Origin of the sequence: Pseudomonas helmanticensis (assembly GCF_900182985.1) — a bacterium.
Taxonomy (GTDB): Bacteria; Pseudomonadota; Gammaproteobacteria; order Pseudomonadales; family Pseudomonadaceae; genus Aquipseudomonas; species Aquipseudomonas helmanticensis.
On the sequence record NZ_FXUY01000002.1, the window covers coordinates 912,298 to 926,422 of the forward strand.

15 protein-coding genes are annotated in these 14,125 nt (G+C 60.1%); 7 read left to right on the forward strand and 8 right to left on the reverse strand.

Annotation, left to right across the window (positions count from 1 at the left end; all coding sequences use genetic code 11):
- Positions 1-95 precede the first annotated feature (95 nt).
- Positions 96-542 carry a hypothetical protein gene (locus QOL84_RS26950; protein ID WP_283439194.1) on the reverse strand — a complete coding sequence of 149 codons (447 nt, stop codon included), beginning with the start codon at positions 540-542 and terminating at the stop codon, positions 96-98.
- A 110-nt stretch (positions 543-652) separates the two neighbouring features.
- Positions 653-2,275 (reverse strand): methyl-accepting chemotaxis protein, encoded by a 1,623-nt coding sequence (locus QOL84_RS26955; RefSeq protein ID WP_129395155.1) that lies wholly within the window; start codon positions 2,273-2,275, stop codon positions 653-655.
- A gap of 278 nt (positions 2,276-2,553) precedes the next feature.
- Here QOL84_RS26955 and QOL84_RS26960 point away from each other — a divergent pair, with 278 nt between their 5' ends.
- Positions 2,554-3,576: a transporter gene (locus QOL84_RS26960; RefSeq protein ID WP_129395156.1), complete on the forward strand. Its 1,023-nt coding sequence runs from the start codon at positions 2,554-2,556 to the stop codon at positions 3,574-3,576.
- A 201-nt stretch (positions 3,577-3,777) separates the two neighbouring features.
- Positions 3,778-5,391 (forward strand): inorganic phosphate transporter, encoded by a 1,614-nt coding sequence (locus tag QOL84_RS26965; protein ID WP_129395157.1) that lies wholly within the window; start codon positions 3,778-3,780, stop codon positions 5,389-5,391.
- Between the two features lie 107 nt (positions 5,392-5,498).
- Here QOL84_RS26965 and QOL84_RS26970 read toward each other — a convergent pair whose 3' ends face one another.
- On the reverse strand, positions 5,499-6,395 hold the full coding sequence (locus QOL84_RS26970) for a LysR family transcriptional regulator (protein WP_129395158.1): 897 nt from the start codon (positions 6,393-6,395) through the stop codon (positions 5,499-5,501).
- A 122-nt stretch (positions 6,396-6,517) separates the two neighbouring features.
- Between QOL84_RS26970 and QOL84_RS26975 the strand changes: the two genes are divergently transcribed.
- The gene (locus QOL84_RS26975) at positions 6,518-7,276 is read left to right on the forward strand and encodes an SDR family NAD(P)-dependent oxidoreductase (protein WP_283439195.1); all 759 of its coding nucleotides are present in this window, start codon (positions 6,518-6,520) and stop codon (positions 7,274-7,276) included.
- Positions 7,277-7,385: 109 nt separating this feature from the next.
- Here the strand turns inward: QOL84_RS26975 and QOL84_RS26980 are convergent, their stop codons facing one another.
- A complete protein-coding gene (locus QOL84_RS26980) occupies positions 7,386-7,823 on the reverse strand; it encodes a multidrug/biocide efflux PACE transporter (protein WP_283439196.1) in 438 nt (145 codons plus the stop codon).
- Positions 7,824-7,911: 88 nt separating this feature from the next.
- Between QOL84_RS26980 and QOL84_RS26985 the strand changes: the two genes are divergently transcribed.
- A complete protein-coding gene (locus QOL84_RS26985) occupies positions 7,912-8,766 on the forward strand; it encodes a LysR family transcriptional regulator (protein ID WP_129395161.1) in 855 nt (284 codons plus the stop codon).
- A gap of 104 nt (positions 8,767-8,870) precedes the next feature.
- Here the strand turns inward: QOL84_RS26985 and QOL84_RS26990 are convergent, their stop codons facing one another.
- Entirely contained in the window at positions 8,871-9,725 is an 855-nt protein-coding gene (locus tag QOL84_RS26990; RefSeq protein WP_283439197.1) for a LysR family transcriptional regulator, read from the reverse strand.
- Between the two features lie 111 nt (positions 9,726-9,836).
- Between QOL84_RS26990 and QOL84_RS26995 the strand changes: the two genes are divergently transcribed.
- On the forward strand, positions 9,837-10,562 hold the full coding sequence (locus QOL84_RS26995; RefSeq protein WP_129395163.1) for an SDR family oxidoreductase: 726 nt from the start codon (positions 9,837-9,839) through the stop codon (positions 10,560-10,562).
- A gap of 177 nt (positions 10,563-10,739) precedes the next feature.
- On the opposite strand, the gene QOL84_RS27000 is transcribed toward QOL84_RS26995, so the two are convergent.
- Genes QOL84_RS27000 through QOL84_RS27010 form a run of 3 tightly spaced genes read right to left on the reverse strand, consistent with a single transcriptional unit; the run spans position 10,740 to position 12,784 of the window.
- Positions 10,740-11,981 carry an RNA polymerase sigma factor gene (locus QOL84_RS27000; RefSeq protein WP_283439198.1) on the reverse strand — a complete coding sequence of 414 codons (1,242 nt, stop codon included), beginning with the start codon at positions 11,979-11,981 and terminating at the stop codon, positions 10,740-10,742.
- Positions 11,974-12,318 (reverse strand): YciI family protein, encoded by a 345-nt coding sequence (locus QOL84_RS27005; protein ID WP_283439199.1) that lies wholly within the window; start codon positions 12,316-12,318, stop codon positions 11,974-11,976. Before QOL84_RS27005 ends, QOL84_RS27000 begins: the two co-directional genes overlap by 8 nt.
- A gap of 40 nt (positions 12,319-12,358) precedes the next feature.
- Positions 12,359-12,784: a YybH family protein gene (locus QOL84_RS27010; protein ID WP_283439200.1), complete on the reverse strand. Its 426-nt coding sequence runs from the start codon at positions 12,782-12,784 to the stop codon at positions 12,359-12,361.
- 140 nt (positions 12,785-12,924) lie between these two features.
- Between QOL84_RS27010 and QOL84_RS27015 the strand changes: the two genes are divergently transcribed.
- Both QOL84_RS27015 and QOL84_RS27020 read left to right on the forward strand, forming a co-directional pair.
- Positions 12,925-13,410, forward strand: coding sequence for a GNAT family N-acetyltransferase (locus QOL84_RS27015; protein ID WP_129395166.1), 486 nt, complete (start codon positions 12,925-12,927; stop codon positions 13,408-13,410).
- 18 nt (positions 13,411-13,428) lie between these two features.
- Positions 13,429-14,034, forward strand: coding sequence for a pyridoxamine 5'-phosphate oxidase family protein (locus tag QOL84_RS27020; protein WP_283439201.1), 606 nt, complete (start codon positions 13,429-13,431; stop codon positions 14,032-14,034).
- The last annotated feature ends 91 nt before the right edge of the window (positions 14,035-14,125 follow it).

Genomic DNA, 14,125 nt, shown 5'->3' on the forward strand with positions numbered 1-14,125 from the left:
AGTGCCCCTCGATATTTCAGGTCAGCGTAGCTCGAATAGTCACCGCGGTCAGTTCCCTCTCCCTTGGGAGAGGGCTACGGTGAGGAGAAAAGGCATCACACCGAGGTGCTGACCAACGAACCCGAAGTGCTCGAGTCGGAGTCCTGCAACGCCTGCAACAATGAAGCTGTGGCGGTGGACAGGGAGGCCGAGGTGGCGGTGATCTGCGCTTGCGCTGCGGCGACTTCAGCAGTTTTGGCATCAGAACTTTCCTGCTTCGCCTGCGCCGCTTGCAACGCTTGCTGCTCCTCCTGCAATTGCTTTTGCAGTTCGGCAATCTGCTTGCGCAGTTCTTTCACCGAATCCGATTCTTCACTGCTGCTGGAACTGCTGTCACCCGCCGGGGCCGCACCGCCACCCGCCGCGACTTTGCCGGTGTCAGCGGTCGCGCCAGTGCTGCTGGCTGCACCGGTCGAGGTGTCGTCGCCGACGTCGGTGATCGAGGTTTTGCTGGTAGGTGCGGTGACAGTCTGGTTGATCGAAACAGAGGTGATGCTGACCATGGGAGTGCTCCAATGCCGGTTATGAATAACCGGTCATCGACCATGGCCGCGTCAATTTGAGATCGACTGTGTACCGACTCGGTATCCGAACCGGTACACGTCGACTTGCGTCAGGCGCTCAGGCGCGCGGTGACCTCATTCAGTTGCCCAGACAAACCATGCAGATTCTGGCTGGCACTTTCGGTGCGCTGCACGTTGTCGAGGTTGGTGCTGGCAATCGACGTGATCTCGGTAAGGTTGCGCGAGATATCCTCGGCCACCGACGTTTGCTCTTCGGCCGCGGTCGCGATCTGACGGTTCATGTCGCGAATCGCCTCCACCGCGTGAGTAATGCGCTCCAGCATCGCGCCGGCCTGAGTCACCTGCTCGACACTTTCATCGCTACGCGTCTGGCCGCTGTCGATGGCTTGCGCGGCATCCACCGCACCGGTCTGCACGCTCTGAATGATCTGATTGATCTCGATGATCGACTCGGCAGTGCGCTGGGCGAGGTTGCGCACTTCATCAGCGACCACTGCAAAACCACGCCCGGCTTCACCGGCACGCGCCGCTTCGATCGCCGCGTTGAGCGCCAACAGGTTGGTCTGCTCGGCAATCCCGCGAATCACTTCCAGCACCTTACCGATACGCCCGCTGTCGGCTTCCAGACGACGGATGACCGTGGCGGTGTTGGCAATCTCGCCACGCATCTGCGTGATTGAGTGAATGGTGCTCTGCATGACCTTTTCGCCCTGCTGGGCGGACTGGTCGGCATCGTCCGCAGCACGCGCGGCATCGGCGGCGTGACGTGCCACTTCCTGCGCGGTGGCGGACATTTCGTTCATCGCCGTGGCCACTTGATCGGTGCGGTTGAACTGCTCGTTGGTGCCGCCGGCCATGGTTGTGGCGATCGCATTCAACTCGCCGCTGGCGCTGTCCAGATCACTGGCGCTGCGCTGCAGACGGGTGAAGGTGTCGGCGAGGAAATCGCGCAGGGTATTGGCGGCTGCGGCGAGGTTGCCCAGCTCATCCTGACGGTCGCTGACCACACGTTCAGCGAGTTTGCCGCGACTCAACTGAGTGACGTAGTCGATGAGCTTGCGAATCGGCTCGACCAGATTGCGATTGACCAGCCACAGGCTCAGCAGACCAATCAGCAAGCCCGAGGCGAGCATCACCAGCAGACCGAACAGCACCGTGCGGTCGGCCTCGGCACTGATCAGCAAAGACTGATCGTTACCCTGTTTGCGCAATTCACTGACCAGTTCGCTCATCTGGTCGCTAGTAGCACGGTCGACACCTTTAACGGCATTGTCGCCTGCGGTCGGATCGCCCCCGGCAGCCACATAGGCATCGCGGCCCTTCTGATAAGCGCTACCCAGTTGACGATGCTCATCACGCAGGCGTTCGATGCGCGATTTAAGGCTCGGCTCGATGCCTTTCTGGCTGGCCAGTTCACCGAGGATATTCTGCACATCACGCTGACGGTCTTCGAACTGGCTCCAGTACTTGGCCAGGTCCGCCGGTTGCTTGCCACGCAGCAGAACGTTTTTCCATTCCTGCACCTGCACCTTGAATTGCAGGTTGGCCTCATCGATCAATTGCGAAGTGTGCAACGGGCCGGCGATCAACTGGCTGTAGCTTTGCACGCCGTTGGACAGAAAGTGAAAACAGGCCAGCGCGATCAACAGCATAGCCAGCAGACTGCCGCTCAGCAGGGCGAGAATTTGCGCTCTCAGGGATTTTTGCAGCATCGCAGGTACTCAGGACAGGGATGAGGCACGCCCGAAACGAGCGTGAAAAGTGGCCGGACTTCCCTGTCGGCGAACCTAGGCTCAAGGCCAATGGCGCGCAACCTAACTCACCTGTGATCGGCGCGCCAGAGCGCTTCTTGAGAATCTCTCCGACCGCCGGTAACGCTTTGTTTTGACGTCATTTTGCTGTCACACAAACGTCATGTGACATTGCGAAGATGCGGCTCAGTGAACCTGCCATTTGCGCGCCCGGCGCACCCTCTTCGCAGCGAGCCTCCATGAACCACAGCCTCGATATCAGCCATCGCGATCCTGACCTGTTTGGCTTGCTCTACGGCTTTCGTTTTCTGCCCGGCGAGCGCGGCCGCGAAGTCGATTCGGCGACGGCGTTGCGCTGTTTGCAGGACGACAACGACAGCGGCGAATTCCTCTGGCTACACCTCAACCTCGCTCACGCTGCGTGCGAGCGCTGGATGAAAAGTCATCTGCAATTGCCCGAAGAATTTTTCGAAGCGCTGCACGAAGGCTCGCGTTCGACGCGCATCGAACATGTCGACTCGGCGTTGCTGGCGGTGGTCAACGACGTGGTGTTCAACCTCAGCAGCATGGTCTCCTCAGACGTGTCGACGCTGTGGGTCTGTGTGCGCAGTAAACTGATCGTCAGCGCGCGCCTGCAACCGCTGCACTCGGTGGACAAATTGCGCTCGTCGGTGAAGGCCGGCGAGCGCTTTCGTTCACCCTCGGAACTGCTCGTGCACCTGCTGCGTGATCAAGGTGAAGTGCTCACGCAGATCGTGCGCAAGACCAGCCTCAGCGTTGATCAGGTCGAGGATCAATTGCTGTCCTCGCGGCTGTCGACCAACCGCGCCGAACTCGGTGCCAACCGCCGGGTGCTGGTGCGCTTGCAACGGCTGCTGGCGCTGGAGCCGGGTTCGTTACTGCGCCTGCTCAATCGCCCGCCGCCGTGGTTACAGAAGGAGGACGTCAAGGAGCTGCGCAAATCCACCGAGGAGTTTGCGCTGATCATCAACGACCTCACCGCCCTCGGCGAGCGGATCAAGTTGTTGCAGGAGGAGATCGCCGCCAACCTTAACGAACAGAGCAACCGCACGCTGTTCACCCTGACCGTGGTGACGGTGCTGGCGTTGCCGATCAACATCATTGCCGGTTTTTTCGGGATGAATGTGGGCGGCGTGCCGTTGTCGCAGGACCCGGAAGGGTTCTGGATACTGGTCGCGCTGGTGGCGACGTTTACCGTGATTGCCGGGCGTTGGGCGTTTCGCAAGCGCGGGGATTACTAAGAGCAAAGATCGCAGCCTTCGGCAGCTCCTACCTTGGAATGAGTTCCCCCTGTAGGAGCTGCCGAAGGCTGCGATCTTTTGATTTTGCCTCCAGATCAACGGTCAGGCTATTCAGCCAAACACTGACATGGCGCAGTCTCTCTGTAACATTCTGCAATGATCATGGGCGACACTCCTTCCCTCGCTCAGGATTGTCCGCTCATGGCTACTCCCTCCCTGACCGCCAGCCCCGCGTCCGCCGCCAGCGGCAGGCCGGCCCTCGACAAGAAAACCGGCCCGTTCACCTACGTGATCTTTTTCGCCGTGCTGGCGATGGGGATGCTCTTCACCGCCTACAGCCTGATGCACGACATGCACGAACTCGGCACGGTGGTGACCACCTGGACGCCGTTTCTGCTGCTCGGCGTGGCGCTGTTGATTGCGCTGGGCTTTGAGTTCGTCAACGGTTTCCACGACACCGCCAATGCCGTCGCCACGGTGATCTACACCCACTCGCTGCCACCGAATGTCGCGGTGGTCTGGTCGGGCTTTTTCAACTTTCTCGGCGTGCTGCTGTCGAGCGGCGCAGTAGCGTTCGGCATCATCGCTTTGCTACCGGTGGAGCTGATTCTGCAAGTCGGTTCGTCTGCCGGTTTCGCGATGATCTTCGCCCTGTTGATCGCGGCGATCCTGTGGAACCTCGGCACCTGGTGGCTGGGTTTGCCAGCCTCGTCGTCACACACGCTGATCGGCTCGATCATCGGCGTCGGTGTGGCCAATGCATTGATGCACGGCCGCGACGGCACCAGCGGTGTCGACTGGGCGCAGGCGACCAAGATCGGTTACGCGTTGCTGCTGTCGCCGCTGGTGGGTTTCGGTTGTGCGGCGCTGTTGCTGCTGGCGCTGCGTGCGTTCGTGAAGAACCGCTCGTTGTATAAAGCACCGGAAGGCAACGCGCCGCCGCCATGGTGGATTCGCGGTTTGCTGATCGCCACGTGCACCGGCGTGTCCTTCGCTCACGGCTCCAATGACGGGCAGAAAGGCATGGGCCTGATCATGCTGATTCTGGTCGGCACACTGCCGATGGCCTACGCGCTGAACCGCACCATGCCGGAAGAACAATCGCTGCAATTCGCCGCCGTGGCGCAAGTCACCCAGCAAGCGCTGGTGAAAAGTGCGCCGCTGCCGACGCCAGCCGATCCGCGTGCAGTGCTCTCCGATTACGTGCGCAGCAAGGAAGCCACGCCGCAACTGATCCCGGCCCTCGCCGCCCTCACCGGGCACATTGGTGAAGAGGTCAAAGGCTACGGCTCGCTGGCGAAAGTCCCGGCTGAAGCCATGGGCAACGTACGTAACGACATGTACCTGGCCAGCGAAAGCATTCGTTTGATGGACAAGAACAAGGTCGGCAATTTCGACGCCGACACCAGCGGTAAGCTGCAACTGTTCAAGCAACAGATCGACAACGCCACGCGGTTCATTCCGCTGTGGGTGAAGATCGCCGTGGCCATCGCGCTGGGGCTGGGCACCATGGTTGGCTGGAAGCGGATTGTGGTGACGGTCGGCGAGAAGATCGGCAAGACCCATCTGACGTATGCGCAAGGAGCCTCGGCGGAAACCGTGGCGATGCTGACCATTGGTGCGGCGGACATGTTCGGTTTGCCGGTGTCGACCACGCATGTGTTGTCGTCCGGCGTGGCCGGGACCATGGTCGCCAACGGCGGCGGTTTGCAGATGAAGACCATCCGCAATCTGCTGATGGCGTGGGTGCTGACACTGCCGGCGGCGATCCTGCTGTCGGGCAGCCTCTACTGGCTGTTCACCCAAATCTTCTGATGATTCCCCTGTAGGAGCTGCCGCAGGCTGCGATCTTTTGATCCTGTTTTTAAAGATCAAAAGATCGCAGCCTGCGGCAGCTCCTACAGTTGGATGTGGGGTATTGGTTAGAGCGCGCAGCGAATCAGATCGCCGAGCCAGTCCATGAATACCCGTACTCGTAGAGGTAAATGTCGCTGCCTGGCATAGAGCAATGAAATGCCCATCGCCGGCGCCGTGAATTGTGGCAACACCGTCACCAGTTCGCCGTTGTCCAGATGTGGCTGCATGCCGGTGCGTGGCACCTGCGTCAGACCAAATCCACCCAGACACGCCGACTCATAAGCGTCAGTGCTGTTGACCGTCACGCTGCCAGCCATCGGCAAGCGTTTCACCTGACCGCCCTCCTCGTACACAAACCCTTCCGAACGCGAACCCAATACGCCGACGTAATGCACCAGCCGATGCTGCGCCAAATCCTCCAGCGTCTGCGGCACGCCATAGCGCGCGAGGTACGCAGGGCTCGCGCAATTGACCATCGGGAAATCGCCGAGGTGCCGCGCGACCACCGATTGATCCGGCTGCGCGCCAATGCGCACCACACAATCGAAACCTTCGCTGAGCAGATCGACGCGGCGGTCAGTGCTGCTGATTTCCAGTTCCAGGTTCGGGTGGCGATCCATGAACTGCGGCAGGCTCGGCATCACCAGGCGCCGCGCGAGAATGTTCGGCAGGTCGACCCGAATGCGCCCGGTCAGCGACGCCTCGTCCTGGCGGAACAAACCTTCGATCTCGTCCATGTGCGAGAGCAGGTCCTTGCTGCGCTCGTACAACACCAGACCATCCTGCGTCGCCTGCACCTTGCGCGTGGTGCGTTGCAGCAGACGCGTGCCGAGCAATGCTTCCAGCGCCTGCACATGCTCGGACACGGTCGAGCGCGGCAAGCCGAGATTTTCCCCGGCGAGGGTGAAACTCGACAGTTCGCTGACCCGGACGAAGGTGCGCAGCAGTTCCAGTTTGTTCATGGCAGGCCTTTGATTGTTCGACTGAGCCGATCAGTGATTCCGATTTCAGCCTGTTTATCACCTCCCGGCGGATAAATAAACTGAGTTCCATCACCACCACTTACCGCAATCGAGGAAGTCCCATGAACCGCAAAATCGCATTGATCACCGGCGCCAGTCGTGGCCTGGGCAAAAACGCCGCCCTGCACCTCGCCGCCCAAGGTGTCGACATCATCGGCACTTACCACAGCCGCGCCGATGAAGCGCAGGCGGTGGTGCTGGAGCTGGAAAAACTCGGCGCCAACGCAGTGATGCTGCAACTGGACGTTGGCCGCAGCGAAAGCTTTGCCGATTTCGGTACTCGGGTTGAACAGGCGTTACAGCAAACCTTCGAACGCCAGCGTTTTGATTTCCTGATCAACAACGCCGGGGTCGGACTGCATGTGAGTTTCGCTGAAACCAGCGTTGAGCAATTCGACATGCTAATGAACGTGCATTTCAAAGGGCCGTTCTTCCTGACTCAGCAGTTGCTGCCGCTGATCAACGATGGCGGGCGGATCATCAACATTTCCAGCGGCCTCGCCCGCTTCACCATCCCGGGCGCCAGTGCTTACGCGGCGATGAAAGGCGCGATTGAAGTCCTGACCCGCTATCAGGCGAAAGAGCTCGGCGCACGGCAGATTGCCGTGAATACCCTGGCGCCCGGCGCGATTGAAACCGACTTCGGCGGCGGTACCGTGCGCGACAATGCGGCGGTGAATGCGATGGTCGCCGACAACACCGCACTGGGCCGCGCCGGTCAGCCGGATGACATTGGCGGGGCATTGGCACTGTTGCTGTCACCGGGTGCGCAATGGATCAACGGCCAACGCATCGAAGCCTCCGGCGGCATGTTCCTCTAACGTCAATGAAAACCTACCCCTGTAGGAGCTGCCGAAGGCTGCGATCTTTTGATCTTGTCTTTAAAAACAAAATCAAAAGACCGCAGCCTGCGGCAGCTCCTACAGGGGGTCAGTTCTGGCAGACGTTGCGGGTCATGAAGCGTTCGCGCAGCACGTCGTAGCCCCAGTGATAAACATAGGTGTACGGCAGGAAGAACAGCAGCACGCCGATGTCGAGCAAAAACGCCTGCCACAGGCTGACCGACAACCACCAAGCAATCAGCGGCACGCCCATCACGATCAAACCACCTTCGAACAGCAAGGCGTGCAGCACGCGCACCCAAGCGCTATGGGCGATATTCATGCGGGCAAGCATGCGGTCGAAGTAACGGTTGAACACCACGTTCCAGCCCAGCGCCAGCAGCGCGATCAACACTGTCACAGCGCCCATTTCAAGCATCGGTTTTTTCATTAACCACGCCAGCAACGGCGTGCAGATCAGAATGGCCAGCAGTTCGAAACCAACGGCCTGGAAAATACGTTCAGTGATGGACTTATTGGTAGTCATGGTCTGACTCCTTAGTGAAGATGGTTGCCATGATCTATCCTCAAACCGATACTTCATAATCAATAACCATCGATCAAGGCGATAGTTGATGATCTCGCAAGAAGTGCTGTTGGCATTTGTCCAGGCGGCCACGCAAGGTTCTTTTTCGGCGGCGGCGCGTAAACTCGGGCGCAGTCAGTCGACCATCAGCGCGGCGGTGGCAAGCATGGAGATTGATCTGGACCTGGTGCTGTTCGATCGCAGCAGCCGCAAACCGACGCTGACGCCGGCGGGTCATGTGATGCTGCAACGCGCCGAAGCGATTCTGGCGGCCAGCAGTCGATTGGAAATGACGGCGCGGCAACTGTCGCAAGGCGTCGAGCCGAAGCTGACGGTGGCGATTTCCGATACCTATCAGTCGTACCGATTCGAAGCGGCATTGGCGGGTTTCGAGCAGCGTTACCCGGATCTGGAACTGGAGTGTTTGATTGCCGAATGTGAAGACCTGATCGAACTGGTCCAGCGCGGCCGCGCGCATCTGGCCTTCGCCGAAATGCAAGAGAACTACCCGCCGGATCTGGTGACGTCGACGGTGGCCGAGCGCACGGAAATCGCCTTGTTCGTCAATCGCGACCATGCGCTGGCCAAGCTTGAGCACGTTGATCAGCACATCCTGGAACAGCATCGCGAGTTGCGCCTGGCGACCATCGTCAATCCGTATGACAGTCGCGGCAAAGGCCGGGTGTGGTCGGCGCCGAGTTATCTGATGCTGCTGGAAATGGCCGAGAAAGGTTTTGGCTGGGCGCCGCTGCCGCGCTGGCTGGCCCAGCGGTTTGGCAATGATTTGCTGGTGGAATTGAAGGTGCGAGGCTGGCCGAAACCGGTGTTTGTCGATGCCTTGTGGTCGCGGCTGTATCCGCCGGGGCCGGCGGGGAGTTGGCTGTTGAGCAAGATGCTGGAATAGCGGCGCTGCCAATCGCTGGCAAGCCAGCTCCCACAGGTACCGAGGCGTTTATTGATTTTGTGTGCGACTCGGACACTGTGGGAGTGGGCTTGCTCGCGAAGGCGTCAGCCCAGACACCCCATCAAGCCGCTTCGATCACCACCGGTCGATTTTTGCAAAAAATACTCATGCAACCCACGCATCGCCGGCATCTCCAGCGCCTGCGCCGCATAACACAAGCCCACCCGCCGGGTCGGCGCAGGCAAGTGCAACGCACGCACCACTACCCGCGCATGCCCGCTCACCAATGACTGCGGCAACATCGCCACACCAACACCCGCCGCGACCATGTGCAACGCCTGTTGCAACGAGCCGGCATGCCCCGCCACCGCTTCCGGCGAGCGCCCGTACAACGCCATCAAGCGCTGATGCGACGGATGCTGCGGACAGGTAATCCAATCCTCGATCGGCGCCCAATTCGCTTGCACCGCCGCCATCGGATGATTCGCCGGCAGCGCCATCACATAGGATTCTTCCCACAGCGGCAGGAACAATTCGTCCTCGCAGCACATTTCCTCAACCGCCAATCGACCGTCGCCGTGGCAGCCCTCCTCCAGCGTCAACAGCAAGTTCGGCAGCGCCAGATGCGCCATGCGCACAAAAGCCTCGATGTGACTGGCGGCAATATCACCCTCGATGCCCAGCGTCAGCGGCAGACGGTTTTCGCGTCCGCGAAACATCCGGCTCAACGCCTCCGACTCGGCAACCATCCGCCGCGCTTGCGGATACAGCAGCCGCGCCTCATCGCTGACCTCGACACCGCGCGGCAGACGTACGAACAACGTCGCGCCCAACTCTTCTTCAAGCTGTTTGATCGTCACCGACAACGTCGGCTGGCTGATGAACAGTCGCTGCGCCGCCGCAGTGATGTTGCGCTCCTCGAATACGGCGAGGAAGGCTTTGAGATGGCGGATATCCATAGGAGATTCCGATAGCTGACAGAGGAATAAGGCATTTTTCAGCCTTGATCGAGCTAAATATACTGCGTTCATCGTTCAGTCATTTGAAATTCTTATTTCAGGAGTTCCTCCATGAGCAAGCCATTGATCATCATCACCGGTGCCAGTTCGGGCATCGGCGCAGCCACCGCCCGTCGTTTGAGCGCGGCCGGTCACCCATTGTTGTTGCTGGCGCGGCGCATTGAACGCCTGGAAGCGCTGGAGTTGCCGAATACTCTCAGCCGTGAAGTCGACATTACTGATCGCGCCACTTTGCTCGCCGCCGTGGCAGAAGCCGAAGCGCAATTCGGCCCGGCCGATGCGTTGATCAACAACGCTGGCGTGATGCTGCTCGGCGCGATGAGCGAGCAGGATCCGGCGCAGTGGGACCGGATGCTCGACGTCAATGTGAAGGGTTTGCTCAACGGCGTGCACGCGGTGGTCGCCGGAATGATCGAGCGCAAACGCGGGACGATCATCAACGTCAGTTCGGTGGCCGGACGCAAGACCTTCCCCAACCATGTCGCGTATGTCGGCACCAAGTTTGCCGTGCATGGTTTGTCGGAGAATCTGCGCGAGGAACTGGCGCCGCATAACGTACGCGTGACGACGATTGCGCCGGGTGCGGTAGAGACTGAATTGTTGAGCCACACCACAGACGAGGCGATCAAGACCGGGTATCAGGCGTGGAAGCAGGACATGGGCGGCACGGTGTTGAGTGCCGAAGATGTGGCGACGGCGATTGAGTATGCGTATGGGCAGCCGCAGGGGGTGTGCATTCGCGAGATTGTGATGGCCGCGACCCGCCAGCAGGCCTGAAGTCAAAAGCCTACCCTCACCCCAGCCCTCTCCCGGAGGGAGAGGGGGCCGACCGCAGTGTCTTGCGGTTTACATCGACCTGAAATATCGAGTTGATTATGGATTCACCGTTGATTTTTCAAGTCGGTGTACTTCTACAGCATCCCCCATTCAGTCCCCTCTCCCTCCGGGAGAGGGCTAGGGTGAGGGCAATTTCAACGCCAAAAGCCGCCCTTCAATAAACCGCCGCTCCGGCTCCTGCCGCGTCAATTCAAGCGCCCGCAAATACGCCTCCCGCGCCTCTTCCACCCGCCCCAACTGCCGACAAAACTCCGCCCGCGCCGAATGCGCCAGATGGTAATCCTGCAACTCACCGCGCTCCAGAATCCCTTCAATCAACGCCAACCCCGTCAACGCGCCATCCCGCTTGGCCACCGCCACCGCCCTGTTCAACTCGATCACCGGCGAAGGCACCGCGCGCAACAGCACGTCATACAAGCCAACGATCTGCTCCCAATCGGTTTCTGCCGCCGACGGCGCCTCGGCATGCACCGCCGCAATCGCCGCCTGCAAACAATAAGGCCCAAACCGCCGCGTGGTCAGCGCGCGCTCGACCAGCGCGCAACCTTCGGCGATCAACTCGCTATCCCACAATGAGCGATCCTGATCATCCAACAGAACCAATTCGCCGTCCGGCGAGGTACGCGCCGAGCGACGTGATTCATGCAGCAACATCATCGCCAGCAGCCCCATGACTTCCGGCTCCGGCAGCAACTCCATCAACAAGCGCCCCAACCTGATCGCCTCACGCGTCAGATCCTCACGGGTCAACTCCGCGCCAACCGACGCCGAATAGCCTTCGTTGAACACCAGATAAATGACCCGCAACACGCTGTCGAGGCGCTCGGGCAATTCGCTCAGGCTCGGTACTTGATAAGGAATCTTCGCGTCACGAATCTTGGCCTTCGCCCGGACGATGCGCTGGGCTATCGCCGCCGGAGCAGAGAGAAAGGCGCGAGCGATTTCCTCGGTGGTCAGGTCGCAGACCTCACGCAACGTCAGCGGCACTTGCGCATCCGCCGCCAACGCTGGGTGACAACAGGTGAAGATCAGTCGCAGGCGATCGTCTTCCACATCCTCGCCACTCCAGTCGGCCTGTTCCAGTTCTTCCAGTTGCGCCAACAGCAACGGCTGCGAAGCCTTGAACCGGGCGCGGCGGCGCAACACATCAATCGCCTTGAAGCGCCCGGTCGAGACCAGCCAGGTGCGCGGATTGTCCGGCACGCCGTCGCGCTGCCAGCGCTCGACCGCGATGAAGAACGCCTCGTGCAAGGCTTCTTCGGCGAGGTCGAAATCCCCCAGCAGGCGAATCAGTGTCGCCAGAATCCGCCGCGAGTCTTCGCGATAGACCTGTTCGACCCGCGCCCTGACCTCAGACATTCAGCTGTCGCACCGGGCGTACTTCGACGCTGCCGACCCGCGCCGCCGGAATGTTGCCGGCGACCTGAATCGCTTCGTTGAGGTCCTTGGCGTCGATCAGGTAGAAACCGGCCAGTTGCTCCTTGGTTTCGGCGAATGGGCCATCGGTGATCGACAGTTTGCCGTTGCGCATCCGCACCGTGGTAGCGGTCTGCACCGACTCCAATGCTTCGGCGGCAACCATCCGCCCGCTGCCCTGAATCGACTCGGCGTAGGCCCAGCATTCGGCGTCTTCCGGACTGTCGGGCGACGAATGCAGCAGGCGCTCATCGCTGTAGATCAGGCATAAATACTTCATGGCGTTCTCCTGAATCGGACGGATCAACTATGGCTGAAGATCAGGGAGTTACATCGAACAGGGTCGCGCCGCTCATCGGATCGAACGGCGCCGACCAGTGTTCATGAGCGATTTTCCACGCCCCGCCGACCTGCCGATAGCAGGCGGTGACGCGCATCCAGCAGCTCTGGGTTTCGCCCTTGTCATTGGTGCCGCCGCAGTTGGCCACCCAGTGGGCGAAGGCGATGTTGTCGGCACTTTCGATGGCGATTTCGTGGAACTCGAAAATGTGCGGGCCGGGGCACATTTCCATGCACGCCACCCAGTGTTCGCGGTAGGCGGCTTTGCCCTTGAATTGCAGGGCCTTGATCGCGTCGAAGGAGACGATGTCGTCGGCGTACAGCGCCATGACTTTCTCCACGTCCTTTTTCATCACGGCTTCGCGGTAGGTGTTGATCAGGGTCTGGATTTCAGTGTGTGCGCTCATGATGTTCTCCGTGGTTTTTGTTGTGAAGACACCCTTAGTCGTTCGGCAAACGGGCAGATCGACAGACGAAACAAAAAAATTCCACGAAGAACAAAATCGCTAGAATCGGCGACTTACCTTGTAGGAAAAAGGAAATTCCCGTGTCAGCGCAACTCGTGCCGTACGACAGCCTTAACACCTTGCAGCGTGAGCAAGTCGAGGCGATTGAAATCCATGCCGAACAGATCAAGTTTTCCGGCGATATCCACGGCGCCTTGCACACGCTGCTGTCGAAACCCGGCCCCGGTGTAAAGGGTTTTGCGCTGCTGGCGGATGAAGTGCCGGTGGCGTTTCTGCTGCTCAAGCGCCCGCCAGTGTTGCCAGCCTGGGCCGATGAACACAGCGCCACTTTGCATGCATTGCAGGTCGATCGACGCGCGCAAGGCAAGGGATACGGCAAGGCATGTCTGCAAGCGCTGCCCGAGGTTGCGCGGCAGGCGTGGCCGGAGATCAAGGGGCTGGAATTGTCGGTGGATGCCGATAACGACGCGGCCATCGCGCTGTACGCCAAACATGGCTACGTCGACAGCGGCGAAGCGTACAAGGGCCGGATCGGTTACGAACGACGCATGGGCCTGTTTTTCTAAATCAGCGGGAGAGCAAGGATGATCGACTCAATCGAAGCGCTGGAAGCGATTTACGGACTGCCCCATGACCGCGCGGTGCGCAAGCAGATCGGTTTTCTCAACGAGGACTATCAGGCGATGGTGCGGGTTTCGCCGCTGGTGATCGTCAGCTCGGTGGGCGCCGATGGCCTGGACAATTCGCCGCGCGGGGATGCGCCGGGTTTTGTGCGGATCATTGATCAAAACACCTTGGCCCTGCCGGATCGCCCGGGCAACAACCGCATCGATACCTTGCGCAATGTGCTGCAGGATTCGCGGGTGTCGTTGTTGTTCATCATTCCGGGGATTGGCGAGACGTTGCGGGTCAACGGTACGGCGACGATCAGCGATGAGCCGGTGTTGCTGGAGAGTTTTGCGGTGAATGGCAAACCAGCGAAAACGGTGTTGCTGGTGACGGTGGAAGCGGCGTTCTTTCATTGCTCGAAAGCCTTCGTCCGCTCCGATGCGTGGAATCCTGAAACGCACCTGCCACGCTCGGCATTGCCAAGTGCCGGCGCCTTCCACAAACGTCTGAACGACGGCGAGTTCGATGCCGACACTTACGACCGTGAAGCCCCCAAACGAGTTAGCGACACCCTCTACTGATACCCCCGTAAATGATCGTTCCCACGCTCTGCGTGGGAATGCAGCCGGGGACGCTCTGCGTCCCAAAGTCGCGACGCAGAGCGTCACAGGA

Coding starts and splice junctions, on each gene's coding strand:
- QOL84_RS26950 (WP_283439194.1), bottom strand. CDS start 542: ATGGTCAGCATCACCTCTGTTTCGATCAACCAGACTGTCACCGCACCT.
- QOL84_RS27010 (WP_283439200.1), bottom strand. CDS start 12,784: ATGAGCGCACACACTGAAATCCAGACCCTGATCAACACCTACCGCGAA.
- QOL84_RS26965 (WP_129395157.1), top strand. CDS start 3,778: ATGGCTACTCCCTCCCTGACCGCCAGCCCCGCGTCCGCCGCCAGCGGC.
- QOL84_RS26980 (WP_283439196.1), bottom strand. CDS start 7,823: ATGACTACCAATAAGTCCATCACTGAACGTATTTTCCAGGCCGTTGGT.
- QOL84_RS26985 (WP_129395161.1), top strand. CDS start 7,912: ATGATCTCGCAAGAAGTGCTGTTGGCATTTGTCCAGGCGGCCACGCAA.
- QOL84_RS27005 (WP_283439199.1), bottom strand. CDS start 12,318: ATGAAGTATTTATGCCTGATCTACAGCGATGAGCGCCTGCTGCATTCG.
- QOL84_RS27020 (WP_283439201.1), top strand. CDS start 13,429: ATGATCGACTCAATCGAAGCGCTGGAAGCGATTTACGGACTGCCCCAT.
- QOL84_RS27000 (WP_283439198.1), bottom strand. CDS start 11,981: ATGTCTGAGGTCAGGGCGCGGGTCGAACAGGTCTATCGCGAAGACTCG.
- QOL84_RS26955 (WP_129395155.1), bottom strand. CDS start 2,275: ATGCTGCAAAAATCCCTGAGAGCGCAAATTCTCGCCCTGCTGAGCGGC.
- QOL84_RS26990 (WP_283439197.1), bottom strand. CDS start 9,725: ATGGATATCCGCCATCTCAAAGCCTTCCTCGCCGTATTCGAGGAGCGC.
- QOL84_RS26975 (WP_283439195.1), top strand. CDS start 6,518: ATGAACCGCAAAATCGCATTGATCACCGGCGCCAGTCGTGGCCTGGGC.
- QOL84_RS26970 (WP_129395158.1), bottom strand. CDS start 6,395: ATGAACAAACTGGAACTGCTGCGCACCTTCGTCCGGGTCAGCGAACTG.
- QOL84_RS26995 (WP_129395163.1), top strand. CDS start 9,837: ATGAGCAAGCCATTGATCATCATCACCGGTGCCAGTTCGGGCATCGGC.
- QOL84_RS26960 (WP_129395156.1), top strand. CDS start 2,554: ATGAACCACAGCCTCGATATCAGCCATCGCGATCCTGACCTGTTTGGC.